The organism is Spiribacter onubensis (genome assembly GCF_040838425.1).
GTDB lineage: Bacteria > Pseudomonadota > Gammaproteobacteria > Nitrococcales > Nitrococcaceae > Spiribacter > Spiribacter onubensis.
The window spans coordinates 650,658-671,638 of record NZ_JBAKFI010000001.1 but is presented as its reverse complement, the minus strand read 5'-3'; the positions used below and the strand labels follow the sequence as shown (position 1 = coordinate 671,638).

21 protein-coding genes and 1 pseudogene are annotated in these 20,981 nt (G+C 68.8%); 7 read left to right on the top strand and 15 right to left on the bottom strand.

The window, feature by feature from the left end; genetic code table 11:
• Positions 1–34: 34 nt before the first annotated feature.
• The 8 genes and pseudogenes from tolB to V6X63_RS03250 form a co-directional block, all read right to left on the bottom strand.
• Positions 35–1,384, bottom strand: coding sequence for a Tol-Pal system beta propeller repeat protein TolB (gene tolB / locus V6X63_RS03285; RefSeq protein ID WP_367978094.1), 1,350 nt, complete (start codon positions 1,382–1,384; stop codon positions 35–37).
• 241 nt (positions 1,385–1,625) lie between these two features.
• The gene (gene tolA / locus V6X63_RS03280) at positions 1,626–2,651 is read right to left on the bottom strand and encodes a cell envelope integrity protein TolA (RefSeq protein WP_367978093.1); all 1,026 of its coding nucleotides are present in this window, start codon (positions 2,649–2,651) and stop codon (positions 1,626–1,628) included.
• Positions 2,648–3,052 carry a protein TolR gene (gene tolR / locus V6X63_RS03275; RefSeq protein ID WP_367984553.1) on the bottom strand — a complete coding sequence of 135 codons (405 nt, stop codon included), beginning with the start codon at positions 3,050–3,052 and terminating at the stop codon, positions 2,648–2,650. The genes tolA and tolR overlap by 4 nt, the downstream gene beginning before the upstream one ends.
• A gap of 41 nt (positions 3,053–3,093) precedes the next feature.
• Positions 3,094–3,873 carry a protein TolQ gene (gene tolQ, locus V6X63_RS03270; protein WP_367967150.1) on the bottom strand — a complete coding sequence of 260 codons (780 nt, stop codon included), beginning with the start codon at positions 3,871–3,873 and terminating at the stop codon, positions 3,094–3,096.
• Positions 3,874–3,970: 97 nt separating this feature from the next.
• Entirely contained in the window at positions 3,971–5,014 is a 1,044-nt protein-coding gene (ruvB, locus tag V6X63_RS03265) for a Holliday junction branch migration DNA helicase RuvB (protein WP_367978092.1), read from the bottom strand.
• Between the two features lie 24 nt (positions 5,015–5,038).
• A complete protein-coding gene (ruvA, locus tag V6X63_RS03260) occupies positions 5,039–5,644 on the bottom strand; it encodes a Holliday junction branch migration protein RuvA (RefSeq protein ID WP_367978091.1) in 606 nt (201 codons plus the stop codon).
• Positions 5,628–6,174, bottom strand: a pseudogene (ruvC, locus tag V6X63_RS03255) (crossover junction endodeoxyribonuclease RuvC); the annotation flags it as partial. The gene ruvA and the pseudogene ruvC, both read right to left, overlap by 17 nt.
• Before the next feature lie 6 nt (positions 6,175–6,180).
• Positions 6,181–6,924, bottom strand: a complete 744-nt coding sequence (locus V6X63_RS03250; protein ID WP_367967146.1) for a YebC/PmpR family DNA-binding transcriptional regulator — start codon at positions 6,922–6,924, stop codon at positions 6,181–6,183.
• A gap of 92 nt (positions 6,925–7,016) precedes the next feature.
• Here V6X63_RS03250 and pabB point away from each other — a divergent pair, with 92 nt between their 5' ends.
• From pabB to phbB, 4 genes are all read left to right on the top strand, one after another.
• Positions 7,017–8,402: an aminodeoxychorismate synthase component I gene (gene pabB, locus V6X63_RS03245; protein WP_367978090.1), complete on the top strand. Its 1,386-nt coding sequence runs from the start codon at positions 7,017–7,019 to the stop codon at positions 8,400–8,402.
• 45 nt (positions 8,403–8,447) lie between these two features.
• Positions 8,448–9,626, top strand: coding sequence for an acetyl-CoA C-acetyltransferase (locus tag V6X63_RS03240; RefSeq protein WP_367967144.1), 1,179 nt, complete (start codon positions 8,448–8,450; stop codon positions 9,624–9,626).
• 15 nt (positions 9,627–9,641) lie between these two features.
• Positions 9,642–10,178, top strand: a complete 537-nt coding sequence (phaR, locus tag V6X63_RS03235) for a polyhydroxyalkanoate synthesis repressor PhaR (RefSeq protein ID WP_367978089.1) — start codon at positions 9,642–9,644, stop codon at positions 10,176–10,178.
• A gap of 192 nt (positions 10,179–10,370) precedes the next feature.
• Positions 10,371–11,117 (top strand): acetoacetyl-CoA reductase, encoded by a 747-nt coding sequence (gene phbB / locus V6X63_RS03230; RefSeq protein WP_367967142.1) that lies wholly within the window; start codon positions 10,371–10,373, stop codon positions 11,115–11,117.
• 419 nt (positions 11,118–11,536) lie between these two features.
• Here phbB and rbsK read toward each other — a convergent pair whose 3' ends face one another.
• From rbsK to V6X63_RS03210, 4 genes are read right to left on the bottom strand one after another with little or no spacing between them, the layout of a single operon-like run.
• Positions 11,537–12,460, bottom strand: a complete 924-nt coding sequence (gene rbsK, locus V6X63_RS03225) for a ribokinase (protein WP_367967141.1) — start codon at positions 12,458–12,460, stop codon at positions 11,537–11,539.
• 3 nt (positions 12,461–12,463) lie between these two features.
• Positions 12,464–13,474, bottom strand: a complete 1,011-nt coding sequence (locus V6X63_RS03220) for an alpha/beta fold hydrolase (protein ID WP_367967140.1) — start codon at positions 13,472–13,474, stop codon at positions 12,464–12,466.
• Positions 13,471–14,298, bottom strand: a complete 828-nt coding sequence (locus V6X63_RS03215) for a poly(R)-hydroxyalkanoic acid synthase subunit PhaE (protein WP_367967139.1) — start codon at positions 14,296–14,298, stop codon at positions 13,471–13,473. Before V6X63_RS03215 ends, V6X63_RS03220 begins: the two co-directional genes overlap by 4 nt.
• Positions 14,299–14,349: 51 nt before the next feature.
• Entirely contained in the window at positions 14,350–15,795 is a 1,446-nt protein-coding gene (locus V6X63_RS03210; RefSeq protein ID WP_367978088.1) for a M48 family metalloprotease, read from the bottom strand.
• A gap of 101 nt (positions 15,796–15,896) precedes the next feature.
• Between V6X63_RS03210 and V6X63_RS03205 the strand changes: the two genes are divergently transcribed.
• Entirely contained in the window at positions 15,897–17,021 is a 1,125-nt protein-coding gene (locus tag V6X63_RS03205; protein ID WP_408022294.1) for an AI-2E family transporter, read from the top strand.
• Positions 17,022–17,051: 30 nt separating this feature from the next.
• Here V6X63_RS03205 and V6X63_RS03200 read toward each other — a convergent pair whose 3' ends face one another.
• Genes V6X63_RS03200 through V6X63_RS03190 form a run of 3 tightly spaced genes read right to left on the bottom strand, consistent with a single transcriptional unit; the run spans position 17,052 to position 19,357 of the window.
• Entirely contained in the window at positions 17,052–18,335 is a 1,284-nt protein-coding gene (locus tag V6X63_RS03200) for a PhoH family protein (protein WP_367978086.1), read from the bottom strand.
• Positions 18,336–18,342: 7 nt separating this feature from the next.
• Complete coding sequence (locus V6X63_RS03195; RefSeq protein ID WP_367978085.1) at positions 18,343–18,819, bottom strand: peroxiredoxin; 477 nt, start codon at positions 18,817–18,819, stop codon at positions 18,343–18,345.
• A gap of 4 nt (positions 18,820–18,823) precedes the next feature.
• Positions 18,824–19,357 (bottom strand): glycine cleavage system protein R, encoded by a 534-nt coding sequence (locus V6X63_RS03190; RefSeq protein ID WP_367967135.1) that lies wholly within the window; start codon positions 19,355–19,357, stop codon positions 18,824–18,826.
• Positions 19,358–19,496: 139 nt separating this feature from the next.
• Here V6X63_RS03190 and dapA point away from each other — a divergent pair, with 139 nt between their 5' ends.
• Both dapA and bamC read left to right on the top strand, forming a co-directional pair.
• Positions 19,497–20,372 carry a 4-hydroxy-tetrahydrodipicolinate synthase gene (gene dapA, locus V6X63_RS03185; RefSeq protein WP_367967134.1) on the top strand — a complete coding sequence of 292 codons (876 nt, stop codon included), beginning with the start codon at positions 19,497–19,499 and terminating at the stop codon, positions 20,370–20,372.
• Positions 20,369–20,980, top strand: coding sequence for an outer membrane protein assembly factor BamC (bamC, locus tag V6X63_RS03180; protein WP_367978084.1), 612 nt, complete (start codon positions 20,369–20,371; stop codon positions 20,978–20,980). The genes dapA and bamC overlap by 4 nt, the downstream gene beginning before the upstream one ends.
• The last annotated feature ends 1 nt before the right edge of the window (position 20,981 follow it).

Genomic DNA, 20,981 nt, shown 5'->3' with positions numbered 1-20,981 from the left:
GCGTTTTCCCGCGGCCCTGTCCCCAAAGGCCCGCCTAGAGCGGTCCCCAGTCCGGCTCACGCACGGTATTGTCAAATCGTGTGAGTTCGCCCTGCACCCGGCCGAATACCGACACGGTGGCGAGTTCGGTGCCCTCGCCGGTGGAGCGGGTGTAGGCGATCATGCTGCCGCTGCTCGAGAAGCTCGGTGACTCATCGAGCGGCCCTTCGGTCAGCACCCGCATGAACCCCTGCTCGAGATCCTGTACCGCGATGCGGAAGCCGTCGCCGTCCTGATTGACGAAGGCGAGGAAGCGGCCGTCGTCCGAGACGCTTGGGCTCGCGTTGTAGCGTCCCTCGAAGGTGACGCGCTCGGCATCACCGCCGCCGACCGGGATGCGGTAGATCTGCGGGCTGCCACCCCGGTTGGAGGTGAAGTAGATCGCCTCGCCGTCGGGCGCCCAGGTGGGTTCGGTATCGATGCCGAAATGGCGCGTGAGCTGGCGGGCACTGCCTTCGCCATCGGGGTCGATCAGATAGATATCCGGGTTGCCGCCGCGCGAGAGGGTGATGGCCAGTTGCTCGCCGTCCGGCGACCACGATGGGGCGCCGTTGATCCCCGGGAAGCTCGCCACCACGCGCCGCTCACCGGTGGCCACATTCTGCACGAAGATCTGCGAACTGCGGCCGGACTCGAAGGAGACATAGGCGAGGCGCTCGCCATCGGGGGACCAGTCCGGTGACATCAGTGGTTCATCGGAGGTGAGGATGGTCTGCGGTCGGTGGCCATCGGCCTCCGCCACCACCAGGCGGTACTCGCGCTCGTCCACCGGGCCGACTTCCTCGATGTAGGCAATGCGGGTGTTGAAGCCGCCGGGCCGCCCGATCAGGGCCTCGAAGATCTGATCGCTGATGGTATGGGCGAGGTTGCGCAGCCCGGCGGGCGTCACGCGGAAGCGCTGGCCGGTGATGCGCTCGCCGGCGTAGACATCGAGCAGCTCATAGCGCACGCGGTAGTTGCCGCCCTCAAGCGGCGCGATGCTGCCGACCACCAGCGTGTCCGCCCCCAGGGCGCGCCAGTTGCGAAAGCGCACGTCCTCGAAGCGAGCCGGGTCGCCGAGGTGGTTGGCCGGGTCCAGCGGGTCGAACAGCCCGCTGCGGTAGAGATTGGCGCGGATGATCGCGGCGACATCAATGCCCGGGTCGACGCCTTCCTCGGCGAACGGGACCACCGCGATGGGCAGGGCCGCCGCCGCGCCGCCGGTGATCTCAATGCGCACTTGGGCGTTGGCCTGACCGCCCGGCATGGCGAGCGTGGCCAGCATGCCGAGCATGATCAGCAGCGCGGTGCCCGCGAGTGCAGCACCGATGCGGCCTGTGCCGCGATGGAAGGAGGGGTGGGTCATTGATCTCATGGTGTTCAATCCGGTTTTGCAGCAACCCGGGTTACTGGCTTGATGACCATTCTGCACGGCTGTCGTGACCGGCCTGTGATGTCTCCAGCATGGTACCGGACATTGGCTTGCCGGTGCGCGAGGCCCGGTCGATGCGGGTACCCCTGTCCGCTCCGGCTGCACACGATTCTGGTGTATGAATGTGTGTCTCTTTCATGTGCAGGCTCGCCAACAGACACCCTGGCCCCTCTATTCACTCATCCGGCGCGAAGATCAGTTCCACGCCCTGACGATAGAGCGCGGCGAGGGCGGGTTCATCGGGCATCGGTAGCGGGTCGGCGCGGCGGACGGCCGTCTCCGCGGAGCGATCGAAGGCCGCATTGCCGCTGGTGCGCACCACCTGGGCCGAGAGCACTGTTCCGCCCGGCCCCAGGCGCACGGCGACCACGCAACTGAGGCCGTCCGGAATACCGGCCGGCCGCGTCCAGGCCCGCTCGACTTTCTGCCGGATGGCGGCGTCGAAGGTACCACGGGCCTCGGCCACGCGACGGGCCTGCGCCTCCGCCTCCGCGCGGGCTTGGGCCTGCGCCTCGGCCTCGCGACGGGCCTGCTCTTCCGCTTCCCGACGGGCGCGTTCCTCGGCTTCGCGTCGGGCCTGTTCTTCGGCCTCGCGTCGGGCCTGCGCCTCGGCTTCACGCCGGGCCTGTTCCTCGGCCTCCCGCCGCGCCTGTTCCTCGGCTTCACGGCGGGCGCGTTCTTCCGCCTCGCGACGGGCCTGCTCTTCCGCTTCCCGCCGGGCCTGTTCCTCGGCTTCGCGTCGCGCCTGCTCGGCTGCTTCAGCCTCGCGCCTTGCCTGCTCCGCCGCCTCGCGCTGGCGCTGCGCCTCAGCTTCGGCCTCGCGGCGGGCCTCCTCCGCGGCCCGGGCGGCTTCCCGCTCGGCGGCCAGGCGTTCGGCCTCCGCCTCGCGCTCGGCCTCGAGGCGCTCGAGTTCCTCCTGGCGCTCGCGCTGCGCGGCCTGCTGCTGGGCCTCCAGCGCCTCGATCGCGGCCTCGACCTCGGCCTCGTCCACGGCCACCGCCTGTACCGCCTGCTCCGTGCCGGGTCGGGCCTGGTCGGTGACGCTGCCAAAAGTGAAACTCAGGGCGAACAGCCCGAAGAGCAGGGCATGGGCAACCACCGACAGGCCGATGTCGCGTCCGGCCCCGGCGCCGCGGAGCAGACCCCCGGCGTTCTCCGGGCGCGTCTCGTCATCGCTTCCGGATCGGCCCAGTCGCATCATCCACCGCTGGCCGGGGGCTGGGTCATGAGCCCGACCTGGGGCACGCCGGCATCCTGGAGCGCGGTCATCACATCGATCACCCGTGCGTAGGCCACCTCGCCATCACCGCGCACGAACACCGGCGTGTCGGGCTGCGCCCGCATGACCGCGGTGACGTTCACCACCACCTCCTCGGCGCTGACCGGCTCATCATCCGCCTGCGCGCCGATGCTCAGGTAAAAGCGCCCGTCCCGGTCGACCTCCACGATCACCGGCTCCTGCTCCTGCGGCGGCATGGGCTCGGCGGTGGACTGCGGCAGGTCGATCTCCACGCCCTGGTAGAGCAGCGGGGCGGTGACCATGAAGATCACCAGCAGCACCAGCATGACGTCGATGTACGGGACGACGTTGATCTCCGCCATCGGGCGGCGACGGCCGCGTCGGCGCATGGGCGCGTTCACGCTCACCGGCCGCCGGCTCCCGGGTCGGCGTATCCCGCACCGGCGGCGGCCCCGCCGCCCGCCGCGGGTGATCCGGCCGCCGCGCTCCCCGCGCCGGCCGCGCCGGCGGCACGGCCATGCAGGTGCCGCTGCAGGATGCTGGTGAACTCCTCGATGAACATCTCGTAGCGGTTGGTGATGCGCTCGGACTGGTTGGAGAAGCGGTTATAGGCGATGACCGCCGGAATGGCGGCGAAAAGCCCCAGGGCCGTGGCGATCAGCGCCTCGGCGATGCCGGGGGCCACCGTGGCGAGCGTGGCCTGCTGCATCGCGCCCAGCGCGAGGAAGGAGTTCATGATGCCCCAGACCGTCCCGAAGAGACCGATGTAGGGGCTGGTCGAGCCCACCGTGGCGAGAAACGGCACGTACTGCTCGAGCTGGTCCATCTCGCGGTTCAGAGCCACGCGCATGGCCCGCTGTGCCCCGTCCATGGTGGGCTCCGGGTCGGCGCTCTGCCTGCGCATGCGGCTGAACTCCCGGAACCCGGCGCGGAAGATCCGCTCCATGCCGCCGGACTCGATATCGGGCTGCTCCGATCGGGTGTAGATCTCGGTCAGGTTGCCGCCCGACCAGAAGTTGTCCTCGAACCGGATGGCGCCGTCGCGGGCCTGTCTGAGCTGCCGGAGCTTGCGGAAGATGATGGCCCACGAGCCCACAGAGGCGGCGAGCAGGATGAGCATCACGAGCTGGACGACAAGGCTTGCCTCCAGGATCAGATGCGTGACGGAGAGATCAACGGACATCGGCCACCTTCAGGTCAGAAAATACCAGCCATCCCGTGCAGATGGGCCGGATCGGTGAGAGAGAACACTAACGGGCCGGCCCGATGGGCGCAACCGCTCAGCCGCTGCCGAAGAGCTCGCCGGTGGGGTCCTCGATACGCGGCGGTGGCGCCACGCCAAGGTGGGCATAGGCGCTGCGGGTGGCCATGCGCCCGCGGGGGGTGCGGTGCAGGAAGCCCTGCTGGATGAGGTAGGGCTCGATGACATCCTCGATGGTGCCGCGTTCCTCGCCGATGGCTGCCGCCAGGCTCTCAACGCCCACCGGCCCGCCGTCGAACTTCTCGACGATGGCGAGCATCAGGCGCCGGTCCTGGGTATCAAAGCCGTTGTCATCGACCTTGAGCATGTCCATGGCCGCAGCGGCGACCTCACGGTTGATGTGTCCGTCCGCGCGGACCTCGGCATAGTCGCGCACGCGGCGCAGTAGCCGGTTGGCGATGCGCGGCGTGCCGCGGGCCCGGCGGGCGATCTCGCCGGCCCCGTCGTCGTCGATGGCAAGGGCCAGCAGCCCGGCCGAGCGGTTGACGATGGTGGTGAGCTCGTCCACCGAGTAGTACTCGAGGCGCTGGACGATGCCGAAGCGGTCGCGCAGCGGCGAGGTGAGCAGCCCCGCCCGGGTGGTCGCGCCGACCAGCGTGAAGGGCGGCAGATCGAGCTTGATGGAGCGCGCCGCCGGCCCCTCGCCGACGACGATATCGATCTGCTGGTCTTCCATCGCCGGGTAGAGCACCTCCTCGACTACCGCGGAGAGGCGGTGGATCTCGTCGACGAAGAGCACGTCACCCGGCTCGAGGTTGGTGAGCAGCGCCGCCAGATCGCCCGGGCGGTCGATGACCGGACCCGAGGTCTGGCGCAGGCTCACGCCGAGCTCCTGGGCGATGATATGCGCGAGCGTGGTCTTGCCGAGCCCGGGCGGGCCGAACACCAGCACATGATCCAGCGCCTCGCCCCGGCCACGGGCCGCGCCGATGAAGATCTCGAGCTGCTCGCGCACCGCCTGCTGGCCGATGTAGTCGGTGAGCCGGCGCGGGCGGATGGCACGGTCCACGGCCTCGTCATCGGGGCCGGCGGTGCCGGCGATAATGCGGTCGTTGTCGATCATGGCCCCTCGTCCTGATCCGTGCCGCTAGCGTACCGCCTTTTGCAGGGCGGCGCGGATGAGCTGTTCGCTGTGATCACCCTCAAGGCCCTTCAGCAGACGCTGCGCCTCGGCGGGCTTGTAGCCAAGCGCCACCAGTGCCGCGCTGGCCTCGGCCATCGGATCCTCGGGCACCGCCGCGGCCGCGGCCATGCCGGCGGGGCCGGGTGTCGCTGCGATGCCGCCGCCGAGGCTCTCCAGCCGGTCCTGCATCTCCAGGGTCAGCCGCTCGGCGATCTTCTTGCCGATGCCGGGCAGCCGGGTGAGGGTGGCGGTGTCCTTCTGCTCGACGCAGCGGCGGAATTCCTCGGCACTGATGCCCGAGAGGATGGCGAGTGCCATTTTCGGGCCCACGCCATTGACCCGGACCAGTGCCCGGAAGAGCCCGCGTTCGCCCTCGCTGAGAAAACCGTAGAGCACCGGGACCTCGTCGCGCAGGCCCTGGTGGACGCGCAGCGTCACCGCCTCGCCGATGGCCGGGAGTTGGTAGATGGTGGACATCGGGGCCTCGAGCTCGTAGCCGACCCCGCCCACGTCCACCAGGACTAGCGGGGGCTGTTTCTCGAGCAGGGTTCCGGCGATACGCCCGATCATTGTGGCGGCCTCTGTGGTTAACGCTGCCCGGCGAGGCGGGCGGAGAATCGATCCTGCTGGATGTGGGTGAGCGCGACGGCGAGGGCGTCGGCGGCGTCCTCGCGCACCGCGCCCTTGATCGCCAGGATGGCGCGCACCATGTAGCCCACCTGGTCCTTGTCCGCGCCGCCGCGGCCCACCAGGGCCTGCTTGACCGCGCGGGCGCTGTATTCGTGGACGGTGAGGCCGGCGCTCGCGCAGGCGCAGATGGCGGCACCCCGGGCCTGACCGAGCTTGAGCGCGGACTGCACGTTGCGATTGACGAACACCTCTTCCACCGCGCTCTCGCCGGGGGCGTGTTCGGCGATCACCTCAGCGAGGCCGCGGAAGATGATGTGCAGGCGCTCGGCGAACGCGCCGGTGCCGGCCTGGATGACGCCGCTTGCGATGTAGCGCGTCTCGCCGCCGTTCACGGCGACGATGCCGAAGCCGGTGCGCACCGAGCCCGGATCGACGCCCAGGATCCGGCGTTCAGCGCCTGCGCCCGGCATGCCGACTCAGGCGTCCTCGAAGGCGGCGGCCTGGATGTCCGCGTTGGTGTAGACGTGCTGGACGTCGTCGAGATCCTCGAGCCGCTCGATCAGACGCGCGGCCTTGCCGGCCTCCTCGTCGTCGAGGCCGGTGGTGTTCTCCGGGCGCATGGTCACTTCGGCGTCGGCCGGCTCGAGGCCCGCCGCCACCAGGGTATCGCGCACCCGGGTGAACTCGTCGGGGGCGGTGAGCACCTCGAAGGAGCCGTCCTCATTGCTGATGACATCCTCGGCGCCGGCCTCGAGCGCGGCCTCCATGAGGGTGTCCTCGTCGGTCTCCGGCGGGAAGATCATCACGCCGCGCTGCTGGAACATGAACGCGACGCAGCCATCGGTGCCGAGGTTGCCGCCGTGCTTGTTGAAGGCATGGCGGATGTCGCTCACCGTGCGGTTGCGGTTATCGGTCATGCAGTCGGCCATGATGGCGATGCCGCCGGGGCCGTAGCCCTCGAAGCGGGCCTCCTCGTAGGCCACGCTCTCGTCATTGCCGGCGCCGCGGGCGGCGGCCTTCTCGATCTTGTCCTTGGGCATGTTCACCGCGAGCGCGCGGTCGACGGCGAGACGCAGGCGCGGGTTGGCGTCGGGGTCATCCCCGCCCTGACGGGCCGCGACGGTGATCTCGCGGATCATCTTGGTGAAGATCTTGCCGCGCTTGGCGTCCTGGGCCTTCTTGCGGTGCTGGATGTTGGCCCACTTGCTATGCCCTGCCATGATCCCCCTCTTAGAAGAAGCAATGATAGTCTTTCCGGAGATGGCAGATTAGCATGCCGGGAAAACACGCACAGACGGGTCAGGCAGGGCACATGGCCGAAATCCCGCTTCCACTCCCCGACGATCTGGTCGCGACCTTTGCGGCACTGCGCGAGCGCATGCCGGCGCCGGTGTGGCTGGACGGTGCGGCCGGCGGGCGCTACAGCATCATGAGCGCCGCGCCCCGCAGCGTGCTGGTGAGCCGGGGCGGGCGGACCTGGTCGCTACCCGATGGTGCGCGGGCCGACCACGCCCTCCAGCCCGGTGGGCCGGGGGATCTGGGCACCGGCGATCCGCTGGCGCTCCTCGGTGAGTGTCTGGGTGACGGGCCGACCGGCATGGCGCCCTTCGCCGGCGGGGCCATCGGCTACTTCGGCTACGAGCTCGGCCGCCGTCTGCAGGGTCAGCGTCCACTGGACGCCGGCATGCCCGAGATGGCCGTGGGACTCTACGACTGGGCACTGGTCATGGATCACCGCGCGGGCCGCGCTTGGCTCGCCGGCGAGCCGCCGACGGGGACCACGGGCTGGTTGCAGCGCCCGCCGCAGGCCGAGCCCGGCGGCTGGCAGGCGGAGAGTGATGTCCGGGCGATGCCCGGGTTTGACGGCTACGCCCGGGCCTTTGAGCGTGTGCAGCACTATCTGCATGCCGGCGACTGCTATCAGGTCAACCTCGCCCGTCATCTGCAGGCGGCCTTCAGCGGTGACCCCCTCGGTGTCTATGCCGACTTCCGCGGCCGTGCCGGCGGCCCCTTCGCCGCTTACCTCGACCTGCCGGGCGGGCCCGTTCTGAGTGGCTCGCCCGAGCGTTTCCTGCAGCTCCGCGATGGCATGGTCGAGACCCGCCCGATCAAGGGCACGCGCCGGCGCGAGTCCGATCCCCGCCGCGATGCGGCCGTGCGTGCGGCGCTGCAGGCCAGTGCCAAGGACCGGGCGGAGAACGTGATGATCGTGGATCTGCTGCGCAATGACCTCGGCCGCGGCTGTGAGACCGGCAGTGTTGCGGTGCCGCGCTTGTTCGCGCTGGAATCCTTTGCCACGGTACACCACATGGTCAGTGTCGTGACCGGGCGGCTGGCGGATGGGCGTGGCGCGACGGATCTGCTGCGCGACTGCCTGCCCGGGGGCTCGATCACCGGCGCGCCCAAACTGCGCGCCATGGAGATCATCGACGAGCTCGAGGCCGGGCCGCGGGGCGTCTACTGTGGTGCGATCGGCTATATCGGCCACGATGGCGCGATGGACACCAACATTGCCATCCGCACCCTGACCGCCCGCGATGGCTGGCTGGACTACCGGGCGGGCGGTGGTGTGGTCGTCGACTCGCGGGTGCGCGCGGAGTTTGACGAGACCGAATCCAAGGCGGTGGCGTTCCGCCGCCTGGTCGAGGGGGCGCGGCCGTCGTTGCTGCAAAGCAGCAATAACGCGGCGCTGGTATGATGAAAGAGAAAGTAAGCGACTCCGGTTGTGGAGGAGGATGATTCGATGGAAGACGTGGTCATAACAGCAGCAGGACGCAGTGCGGTGGGCAGCTTCGGGGGGACGCTCGCACCGCTGTCGGCATCGGAGATCGGCACCCAGGTCATCAAGGGCGTGCTCGAGCGCGCCGGTGTCGAGCCGGAGGCCATCGACGAGGTCATCCTCGGTCAGGTCCTGACCGCCGCCTGTGGCATGAATCCCGCGCGGCAGTCGGCGTTGAATGCCGGCCTGCCCGTCACTACCCCGGCCATGACCATCAACAAGGTCTGCGGCAGTGGCCTGAAGGCCACGCATATGGCGACCCAGGCCATCGCCATGGGCGATGCGGGCATCGTGCTCGCCGGCGGCCAGGAGTCGATGAGCCAGGCGCCCCACGCCCTGCCGAATTCCCGCAAGGGACAGCGCATGGGCCCCTGGAAGATGGAAGACACCATGATCAAGGATGGTCTGTGGGATGTCTTCAACAACTACCACATGGGGGTGACCGCCGAGAACCTCGCGCGTGAGTACGACATCAGCCGTGAGGCGCAGGACGAGTTCGCCGCGCGCTCGCAGCAGCTCGCCGAGGCCGCGCAGAAGGCCGGGCGCTTCGACGAGGAGATCATTCCCGTCGAGATCCCGCAGCGCAAGGGCGATCCGGTGGTCTTCGACACCGACGAGTTCCCGCGCCACGGCGTCACCGCCGAGAGCCTCGCGAAGATGCGTCCGGCCTTCGACAAGGAGGGGACGGTCACCGCGGGCAACGCCTCGGGCATCAACGACGGCGCGGCCGTGGTGCTGATGATGTCGGAGAGCCGAGCGAAGGCACTCGGCCTCGAGCCCATTGCCCGGATCAAGGCCTACGCCAACGCCGGCGTGGAGCCGCATATCATGGGTAGTGGACCTATTCCGGCCACCCAGCGCTGCCTCGAGCGCGCCGGCTGGACGGTGGACGATCTGGAGCTCATCGAGTCCAACGAGGCGTTCGCCGCCCAGGCGCTGGCCGTGAACAAGGCACTGGGCTGGGACACGGATAAGGTCAACGTCAACGGCGGGGCGATCTCCATCGGTCACCCCATCGGCGCATCCGGTGCGCGTATTCTGGTCACGCTGCTGCATGAGATGCGCCGCCGGGATGTCCATCGCGGGCTCGCGACACTGTGCATCGGTGGCGGTCAGGGTGTGGCACTCGCAGTGGAACGCTAATCGGGGGAGAGACCCATGGCTGAGACGCGGCTGATCAAGAAGTATCCGAATCGCCGGCTGTACGACACGGCGATCAGCAGCTATGTGACGTTGGAGGATGTCAAAGGGCTTGTGCTCGATGGCGTGGACTTCCAGGTCACCGACGCCAAGACCGGCGCCGATCTGACCCGGACCATCCTGCTGCAGATCATCAGCGAGGAGGAGGAGGGCGGCGAGCCGATCTTCTCCAGCGAGCTGCTGGCGCAGATCATCCGCGCCTACGGCGGCAACATGCAGAGTCTGCTCACCAGTTATCTCGAGAAGAGCATGGAGCTCTGGGCCGATCAGCAGCGGGCGCTGCGCGAGCGGGCCCGGACGTTCATGGATGCCAGCAATCCGATGACGGTACTCTCGCAGATCACCGAGCAGAACCTTTCGATGTGGCAGCAGGCCATGGACAGCTTCCGCACCGAGCAGGCCGACGGCTCGCGGGGTGGGGATGACGGCGACGACGCCGGCGAAGGCGGCAGGCCCCCCGGTGGTTCGTCCCGCGGCGGGAGCGGCAAACGCTAGGCACGGGCCGCCCCCGTATCCTGAGAATGACCGGCCATGCGCCGGTCGTTTTTTATGTCCGGATCTGTCCGCCGGTCTGAACTTTCCGTCGTGTAGCATAGCGGATGTTGCGTTGACACCTTCCTTTAAGCCTCTCTATGATGCTGCGCAACATTTTATTGTGCGTTGCACAAGCATACTGGGAGGTCCGACATGACGCAGCGACTGGCTTTGGTAACCGGGGGAGAGGGCGGCATCGGTACGGCGATCTGCCGGCAGCTCGGCGCGGACGGGCGTCGGGTGGTCACCACCTGCGTCGATCCGGAGGCGGAGAACATCGAGGCCTGGGCCGAGAAGCTGCGCGGTGAGGGAATCGACGCCCACTGGGTGCAGTGCGATGTCAGCGACCACGAGGCCTGTGTGGCGATGGCCGAGGACGTTCGCTCGCGCTTTGGTGAGGTGGAGATTCTCGTCAACGTCGCGGGCATCACCCGGGATGCCTTCCTGCATAAGATGGCCGCCGAGCACTGGGAGCAGGTGATCGACATCAACCTCAGTGGCGTCTTCAACGTCACCCGTCAGTTCGTCGGCAGCATGCGCGAGCAGGGCTTCGGCCGCGTCGTGAACATCTCCTCGGTGAACGGCCAGACCGGGCAGTTCGGGCAGACCAACTACTCCGCGGCCAAGGCGGGCATGCACGGCTTCACCATGGCGCTTGCGAAGGAAGGGGCACCCAAGGGTGTCACGGCCAACACGGTCTCGCCGGGCTACATCAAGACCAGCATGACCGACGCCATGCCGGATAAGGTCCGCGAGGCCATCATCGGCCAGATCCCGGCCGGCGATATGGGCCGTCCCGAGGATATCGCCCGGGCCGTGGGCTTTCTCACCGCCGATGACGCCGGCTACATCAACGGCGCCAACCTGCCGGTCAACGGCGCGCTCTTCTGCAGCTTCTGACCGACTGAAGGGGCCCGGGGCCCATCCCGGGCCCCAGCCCCAACGCCGATCGCGCTCAGGCGTACGCCCCCTGTCCGCACGCGCCAGCCGCCCCCACGACCCGGTTCGCCTGGCATACGTATCTCATCCATTGCGCTGAGCGCCTGATGAAAGATGGGGAAAGGTAAGGCGGGTTGTTGCGTGATGCGCCGCAGCAATAAGGGCCGAAAAAATGGGAGACTGAGTCTCCCGAGGGAAGTGCACCCTCGTTGCGGGGTGCTTTATTCGGGGGTGTTGCACACTTTCTGGCGGTTCCCCACCGGTGCGCTTTACCCGCTCCTCCTCTTGGCGCTCTATCGTTGTGATTGATCAAAATAATGGGCCGTTCCGGCCGACGCAAGCGCTTTCGTTGACGCACCGCACCACGCCGATCGCCGTCTCTAGCCGGCCTGCAGTGCCGCATCCACCTCGGCCCGCGTCGGGACCGCCGGGGCGGCGCCGGGGCGGGTGACCGACAGCCCGGCGGTGGCGCAGGCTCGGCGCGCGGCCGTGGGCAGGTCCAGCCCGTCGGCCAGTGCCGCCGCCAGTGCGCCGTTGAAGGCGTCGCCGGCGCCGATGGTGTCCACCACCCGGTCCACGGCGATGGCCGGGACCACGCCCTGGAATGTCTCGCCGTCGATGTAGACGCCCCGCTCGCCGAGGGTGATCAGTACATTCCGGACACCGCGCTCGCGCAGCGTGGCCGCGGCGGCTTCGATTTCGGCATCGGTCTCCACCGGATGCCCGACGAGCAGGGCCGCCTCCGACTCGTTGGGGGTGAGGTAGTCGATGCCCTGGAACATCTCCGTGGGCAGTGCGCGGGCCGGCGCCGGGTTGAGGATGACCGGCACACCGTGCCGCTGGGCCAGCCTCATACCGTGCTGACAGATCTCGAGCGGCAGCTCGAGTTGTGAGATGAACACGGCGGACTCGGCGATGCGGGCCTCGGCGGCGTCGACATGAGCGGTGGTGAGGCGCTCGCAGGCGCCCGGATCGATCACGATCGCGTTATCGCCGCGCTCGTCATCCACCAGGATGGTGGCGGTGCCGGTGGCCGCCTCGGGGTCGGTGCCCACATGGGTCGCATCGACGCCCTCGCGGGCGTAGAGCTCGCGGGCGATGGGGGCGAAGGCATCGTCGCCCAGACGGCTGATGAACGAGACCTCGGCGCCCTGGCGGGCAGCAGCGACGGCCTGGTTCGAGCCCTTGCCGCCGGCCAGCAGGCTGAAGCCCCGGCCGTGCAGGGTCTCGCCCCAGACGGGCATGCGTGGGGTGCGGGCGATCAGGTCGGCACAGAAGAGGCCAAGAACGGTGACGCGAGGCATGGCTTATTGACTCCTTAACCACTCGACAAGGGCCGGGTAGAGCGTCTTGTGCGCCCGGCCACCGATGAAAAGACCCAGATGCCCGCCGGGGATGCTCCGCTCCTCGCAGGCCCCGGCGACGTGATCGCCGAGGGCGCGGGCGGCGTCCGGCGGGACGAGATGATCGTGTTCGGCCCAGGCATTGAACACCGGCGCGGTGATGCGGCCAAGGCGCACGCGCCGGCCATCCAGCGTCAGGCGATCCTGGACGAGGGCATTGTGCTGATAGATGTCCCGGGCGAATTCCGCGAACGCCCGCCCGGCAAGGTCCGGGCCGTCATACATCCAGCGCTCCATGCGCATGAACGCCTCGAGTTCCGCGTCGTCGGCGTCGGCCAGCGCGGCCAGGCTGCCGTAGCGCTGCGGGCCGAGGGCGAAGGGCTTCAGCGAGGCGAAGACCGTGGCGAGGCCGGGACCGGTGACATTGCCCGTGGCGGCGACCAGATCGTCGAAGTCGACGCGGCGCGCGAGTTCGGCCAGGCGGTCACCGGCCGTGCCGGTGTCCACCGGTGTGGCGAGGGTGGTCAGGCTGCGCAGGCGCTCGGAGGCCAGCGCCGCATGACAGAGCGCGAGCACACCCCCCTGGCAGATGCCGAGCAGGTGGGGCGGGACGGCGTGCCGGCCGCTCACCCAGGCCACGGCATCGGCGATATCGCCGAGGATGTAGTCGGCGAGACTCAGATAGCGCCTTGCCAGGCCCGGTGGATGCCAGGCGATGAGGTAGACGCAGTAGCCGCCATCGGTCAGCCGACGGATCACCGAGCGCTCGGGGCTCAGATCGAGGATCGCGGGGCGGTTCACCAGCGAGTAGACGATGACCAGCGGCGGATGGGCCGGGTCACCATAGCGATGCAGGGTGGCGTTATCGGTCTCGGTGACCGGCTCGCTCGCGGTGGTGGGCTCGGTCCGCTCGCCGAGCCGTGCGGCGCGGGTCAGCGCGCGCTGAAGGTCGGTCTGCGGGGGCGTGCTGCTCATGGCGCGGGCTGGGTCGTCCCGCCATTGCCGCGCAGTTCGGCGCGCAGCTCGGCGATCTCGGCGCGCAGCGCCGCGGTCTCCTCGCGCCGGCGCCGGCGCTGGCGCTGCAGCTCGGCGGCCAGATCGTCGAGGCCCCGGGCGGAGGGCAGGCCCATGCCCTCGAGCAGCTCGTCGGCGAGCTCGCGAAAGGTCTGCACGAGCCGGCTCCAGGCGTTGATCAGCTCGGCGATGCGGGCCTGGGTGTCGGGCTCGGCGAGCCAGGCCTCGTAGCGGGGCTCGGCGATGGCCGACCAGCGGGCGCTGAAGGTCTCCGGATCGAGCCGCGCGGCGGCCGCCGCCGGGCTGTCGGCCTCATCGCTGTCCGAGTCCGCGGCGAGCGCCTCGCGGAAGGCGGCGGTGCACTCCTCGGCGAGGCGCGTGACCGAGTCGAGATGCCGGGCAAGCGCCGCCTGGTAGGCCTCGGCGCGCTCGCCGAGGGCACGGACCTGGGCCTGCTGGCGTGGATAGGGGCCGAGGCTCGGGAAATCGCCGGCGGTGGTGTCCGGCAGCATCGGGCCGATGACCCGTAGCGTGTCGGCCCACTGGCCGAGGAGGGTGCCAAGGCGCTCACCGCCGGCCTCGCGCTGCGCGCGCTCCGCCTCGATGGCTTCAATCAGGCGTTGGACGGCCTCGGCGGGGGTGCGTGCCTCATCCAGGGCCGTGGCGCTGCGTGTGAGTAGCGCACGCACGCCGAGGGGGTCGGTGTCGCCCTGGAGTTCGTGCAGCCACGCCATCCAGTCCGCCGCCCTCGTATTGCCCTGATCGCTTGCCCCGTTGCCGGCCATCCATCCTCCCCTTGACCCGCGGCTATGCTAACACTGTGCCGGCGGCGGAAATCAGCCAGGTGGCGTGAGGCGTGACTCCCAGCGATCGCGCAGGGCATTGGCGCGGGAGCGTTGACTGGCGCTGGCACTGGCAGGATCCACCCGGCGCAGTTGCGAGAGGCCTGCGCGCAGATCGCCCTGAACGGCGTAGTAGTGGGCCATGGCGAGCGCCGATTCCGCCGGATCGGCGGCGGCGCTGGCCACTCGGGCATGCAGCTCCCAGATGCCTGGCGCCTCGGGATGTTCGTGGGTGAGATTGCGGGTCAGCGCGAGGGCCTTCCGCGCGCGGTCCTCGCGCAGCAGCGCGTCGATGCGGGTGACCTGCAGCCCGACGCTGTCGGGAAAGAGGCTGAGCCCCGCGTTGATCCGCCCCAGCGCGTCATCGACACGGTTCTCCGCCAGCGCCGCCTCGGCCAGCCCCAGGTAGAGCATCTCGTGCTCGCCCCGCGCCTCATCCAGGCCCTCGAAGATCGTCGTCGCCCGGGCGGGATCGCCGCTGCGCACGAGCGCGGTGGCGAGCCCATAGCGATCGCCCGGCGTGGCCTCAGACTCGACGCGGGCCTGGAAGATGTTTCGCGCCTGATCCGGGTTGTCCGCCACGAGCACCGCCAGGCGCGCCCGCACATAGGCGAAATCCGGACTCTCGAATACACGCTCGGGTTTCAGCTCGTCAGCCATGGCCCGGGCATCGGCGATCCGCGCCTGGGTGAGTGGATGGGTGCTCAGGAACGGCGGGGGCTGAGAGCGATAGCGGTTGTCGTCCATCAGCACCTGAAAGAATTCCGGCATGCCCATGGGGTCGAGCTGGGCACTGGAGAGGATGCGCATGCCCACCCGATCGGCCTCGCGCTCATGATCCCGGGAGTAGGCGAGCTGGCTGTCGATACCGCTCGCCATGCCCGTGGTGGCGGCGGCCATGCCCGCCTGCGGATTCTGGGAGCCGATGAGCAGCCCGGCGAGCACGAGGGCGGCGGTGCGCAGGCTCGTCTGCTGGGCGGCGGCCACGCGCCGGGCGATATGCCGCTGGGTGACATGCGAGAGCTCGTGGGCAATGACCGCCCCCAGCTCACTCTCGTCGCGGGCGGCGGTGATCAGCCCACTGTGCACGCCGACATAGCCGCCGGGCATCGCGAAGGCGTTGATGCGCGGGTCATCGACCACGAAGAAACGGAATTCGGTCGCCGGCATATCGCTGGCGACGGCGATGCGCTCGCCGAGGTCGCGGACGTAGGCGTTGATCGACGGGTCGGTGATCAGATCCACCTCGCCGCGGATCTCGCGCATCATCTCCTGGCCGATACGCGCCTCCTCGCTCGGCGGCAGCACCCCGCTGGACGGGTCACCGAGATCGGGCAGGGACAGATCCAGCCCCTGCGCGCCAACGACGGCCGGGGCGAGGGCAAGTGCCATCGCCAGGAGCCCGGCGAGGCATGATCGGATGGGCGCGTATCGCGTCATGACAACCCTGTTTGACCGGTGGCGGGACCGCCGCGTTCCCCTTCGGCCCCGGAGTATGGGAAAGTATAGCGCGCTTGCAGGAGGTTGCCGTGTCCACGCCCATGTACCCGATCCGTGAATGGATTCGCCGTCATCTGAGTGATCCGCAGGTGGTGGGCCTGGCCGTGCTGCTGCTGGTTGGCCTGGCGGTGGTGACCTTCCTCGGCAGCATGCTGGTGCCGGTGTTCGCCTCCATCGTGCTGGCCTATCTGCTCGAGGGGTTGGTACGCACTCTGGTGCGTCATGGCGTGGGCCGGCGCATCGCGGTGGTGGGCGTGTATCTGGTGTTCATGATCTGTCTGGCGGCCACGCTGGTGACGCTGCTGCCGACCATCGTCAACCAGGTCATCCAGCTCATCGAGAATCTGCCCGCGATGCTCGAGCAGGGCCAGCGCGCGCTGCTGCGCCTGCCCGAGCGCTATCCGGACTACTTCTCCACCGATCAGGTCGCCGCCCTGCTGGACACCATCCGGCGCGAGGCGGTCGGCTACGCGCGGGCGCTCGCCTCGTCGTTCTCGCTGGCCTCGGTGGTGATGGTGATCACTCTGGTGGTCTATGCGGTGCTGCTGCCGGTGCTGATCTTCTTCTTCCTGTGGGACAAGTCGAAGATCCTCGGCTGGATGGGCCGCTTCCTGCCCCGCCACCACGGGCTGGTGGTGTCGGTCTGGCACGAGGTGGACCTGCAGATCGGCAACTACGTGCGGGGCAAGTTCGTCGAGGTGGTGATCGTCTGGTTCGGCAGCTACATGACCTTCCTTTTCCTGGGGCTGGAGTTCGCCATGCTGCTGGCGCTGCTGGTGGGCCTGTCGGTGATCATCCCCTATGTGGGTGCCATCGTGGTGACACTGCCCATCGCCATCGTCGCCTATTTCCAGTTCGGTACGAGCAGCGAGTTCATGTGGGTGTTGATCGCCTACGCCATCATCCAGGCCATTGATGCCAATGTGCTCGTCCCGCTGCTCTTCTCGGAGGCGGTCAACCTGCACCCGGTGGCGATCATCATCGCCATTCTCGTGTTCGGCGGGATCTGGGGTTTCTGGGGCGTGTTCTTCGCCATCCCGCTCGCCAACCTCATTCAGGCCGTGATCAACGCCTGGCCGCGGGCGGCCGTGGATGAGGAGATGCTGGAAGAGGCCGCCGACGACCCGGCCGCTGCCCCTGTGGGTGAGACGACGGGCGAGCGTTGAGGCCGGCTCAGTCGCTCTCGGCAAACATCATCAGAGCACGTCGCTGGCGTGAGCGGCGAGGCGGGAGCGCTCGCCCCGGGTGAGGGTGAGATGGGCGCCGTGGGGCCAGTCCCGGAAGCGCCGGACGAGGTAGGTGAGCCCGGAGGTGGTGGGCGTGAGCCACGGTGTGTCGATCTGCGCGATATTGCCCAGGCAGACGATCTTCGTGCCGGGGCCGGCGCGGGTGATGAGGGTGCGCATCTGCTGCGGGGTGAGGTTCTGGGCCTCGTCCAGCACCATATAGCGGTTGAGCAGGGTGCGCCCGCGCATGAAATTGAGCGAGCGGATGCGGATGCGGCTCTGGAGCAGATCCTGCGTGGCGGCCTGTCCCCAGCGGCTGCCACCGCCGGCGCCGCTGGCCGGGGCGCTCAGGATCTCGAGATTGTCCATCAGCGCCCCCATCCAGGGCGTCATCTTCTCCTCCTCGGTGCCCGGCAGGTAGCCGATGTCCTCGCCGATGGCGACCGTGGCCCGGGTCATGAGGATTTCGTCGTAGTGCTGCACCTCCAGCGTCTGCGCGAGCCCCGCGGCGAGGGTGAGCAGCGTCTTGCCGGTCCCGGCCGGGCCGAGGAGCGTGACCAGATCGATCGTGGGGTCCATGAGCAGGTTGAGTGCGAGGGCCTGCTGCTGGTTGCGGGCGTGAATGCCCCAGACCGACTCGCCCTCGGGCCCGTAGTCGGTGACCGGGACGGGCTGGAGCCGGCCATCGGCATCGGGCTGCAACCGCCAGGCCGTCGCGTCCTGGACCAGGAATTCGTTGGGGCGGGCGGCCAGCTCGCCGGCGGCGGTGGCCGGATCGGCGTGCGGGGCAATCGCATGAATCCCGCCGGGCAGCAGATCCGGATCATCCAGGGGTGCCTCGCTCTCGTGATCGGTGGCGTGCAGGCCGAGCACGCTCGCCTGGATGCGCAGGTTGATGTCCCGGGCGACCACGGTGACATGGACATCGGGGTGGGTGCGCGTGAGGGTCTGGGCGGCGGCCAGCACCGGCGTGGGGTGCCCGGCATCGCCTTCGGTGAGAAAGTAGAGCCGGCCCAGGCCCTCGCCCAGCGGCAGGCCGCGCTCCAGCTCGCGTGGCGCGATGCCGGCCAGGCGCTCGTCGAGAAAGCGCGCCGCCTGCAGCGCATTGCGCGCCTCCTCGCTGTTGCCATGGCGCGCGGCATCGAGGCCGTGCAGAACCGCCAGTGGCAGGTAGATGTCCTGCTCACCGAAGCGGAACAGTGCGGCCGGGTCGTGCAGCAGCACCGAGGTGTCGAGCAGGCAGGCACGGCGCATGCCGGCACTAGCCCTTCTGGTGACCCGTCAGGCTCTCGAGAACCGCCTCGGCATGCCCCTCGACGCTTACCTTGCGCCATTCCTCGCGCAGCGTGCCCTCGGGATCGATCAGGAAGGTGCTGCGCTCGATGCCGCGGGCGGGCTTGCCGAACATCACCTTGTCCTTCATCACCCCGAAGAGGTTGCAGACCGACTCGTCCTTGTCGCTCAGCAGCGGGAAGGGGAAGTCGTGCTTGGCGCGGAAGTTGGCGAGCGCCTTCGGCCCGTCACGGGAGATGCCCACCACCTGCGCGTTGGCGGCGCTGAAGCGCGGGTCGAGATCGCGGAACGCCTCGCTCTCGACGGTGCAGCCGGGTGTGCTCGCCTTGGGGAAGAAGTACAGCACCACCCAGCGGCCCCGCTGGTCGGCAAGCCGCCAGTGCTCGCCGGTGTCGGTGGAGCGCTCGAAGTCGGGAACGGGCTGATTAACGGTGACATCGCTCATGGGATTATTGCCTCAGCGGTTCGATGATGGCGTCAAGGTTCAACTGGTCGCACAGATCCATGAATTCCTCCCGCAGCCGGGCGATATGCAGCGCGGCGGAGACATCAATCGTCATCTGCACCTGAAACATCGGGGTGCCGGTGTGCGCGGCCGCGTAGGTGCTGGTGGTCAGATCGCGGATGTTGATCTCGCGGCTGGCGAAGAAATTGGCGAGCTGGTGGACGATGCCGGGATGATCCACCGAGACCACCTCGACGCTGTAGGGCAGCAGATTGGCGGCCGGGGCGCCGGGGTGCGTGCGCCGCGCCTGCACGGCGAGACCCAGGCGACGTCCGGCGGAGGGCAGGCCCGCCTCGAGCTTGGCCAGTTCGTTCCAGCGCCCCTCGACCAGCATGACGATGGCGAAATCGCCGCCGAGTACGGTCATGCGGCTGTCCTCGATGCTGCAGCCGGTCTCCGAGATCAGTTGCGAGAGTTCATTGACCAGCCCCGGGCGATCCTCGCCCAGCGCGGAGATGACCAGGAAATTCTTCTGCATGACGCTGCCCGACGCTGTCTCGCTGACACCCCGTGAACAAGGGTTCGGAGTGTAGCACGGTGCCGATGGCACTCGGCTTGTCAGTCCCGTGGTGCAGGGCTAACATCCGCGCATTACCGCAGATTAAGGGGATTTGGCGATGTTCCAGGGCAGCATGGTCGCGATGGTGACACCCATGCACGAGGACGGGGCCCTGGATGAGGCCGGTCTCGAGCGGCTGGTGGAATTCCACATCGCGAGCGGCACCGACGCCATCGTCGCGGTGGGCACGACCGGTGAATCGGCCACCCTCGACCACGAGGAACACTGCCACGTCATGCGCCGCACCGTGGAGATCGCCGCCGGGCGGATTACGGTGATGGGCGGCTGCGGGGCGAATTCCACCTGGGAGGCGCGGCAGCTTACCGAGTGTGCCCTCGAGGCGGGCTGCGAGGCCGCGCTGCTGGTCACGCCGTATTACAACAAGCCGACCCAGGAAGGGCTCTATCAGCACTTCCGCCATGTCGCCGATGCCGTGCCCATGCCGCAGATCCTCTATAACGTGCCGGGGCGCACCGGCGTCGATCTGCTGCCGGAGACCGTCGACCGGCTGGCCGATACCGCGAACATCGTTGGCATCAAAGAGGCCTCGGGCAGCCTGGAGCGCGCTGAGGAAATCATCGAGCGCTGCGGCGACCGGATCGATGTCTACTGCGGGGAGGATGCCCGCAACCTCGCGCTCATGAACGCCGGGGCCAAGGGCTGCGTGTCGGTGACCGCCAACGTGGCACCGGGGCTCATGCACCGGATGTGCGCCGCGGCGCTCGCCGGCGATCAGACCGAGGCGGAGGCGCTGGACGCGCGCCTCGCGGCCCTGCATAACGCGCTCTTCCTCGAGACCAACCCGATCCCGGTCAAGTGGGCGTTGCTCGAGATGGGCCTGATCGGCCCGGGCATGCGCCTGCCGATGACGCCGCTCTCCGAGCAGTACCACGAGACCGTTCGGCAGGCCCTGAAGCTGGCGGACGCACTGTGAGGCATCTGGCCGCCATGTCGCTGGCCGCCCTGCTGGCGGGCTGTAGCTGGATGGGCGGTGAGCCCACCGAGGAAGAACGTATCGCCGAGCGGCTGGCCCAGCCGCCGGATGTGCTCTCCGATGCGCAGTTGAGAGCCGCCCCGACGCAGAGCGGGGATGATGCCGTTGTGGCGCGTGACGGCGTGGAGATCGTCGGCACGCAGATCGAGACCGATCCCGAATCGGCACTAAGCTATGTCGACGGCCGCCCCGTGCTGGACCTCGGGCTGCCGCTCGAGGCGGGCTGGGCCATTGTCGGCCGGGCGCTGGATCGCACCGGTTTTGAACTGGTGAGCTCCGACCGGGCGGAGCACATTCACCTCATCCGCTACGACAGTTCGATCGCCGATGATGAGGTGTCGCGTGGTGACGGGGATGGGGACGGGATGCTCTCTTCCCTCGCGTTCTGGCGGGACGAGCCAGAGTCCGCCCCGCGCGACTATCGCATTGCGATGGTGGAGCGTGGCAAGGGATCGCGGGTGAGCGTGCAGACGCCCGATGGCGAGCCGGCCGCCCGGGGTGCCAGCCGCCAGGTCCTGGCCGTGCTCGCCGAACAACTGAAGCCCTGAC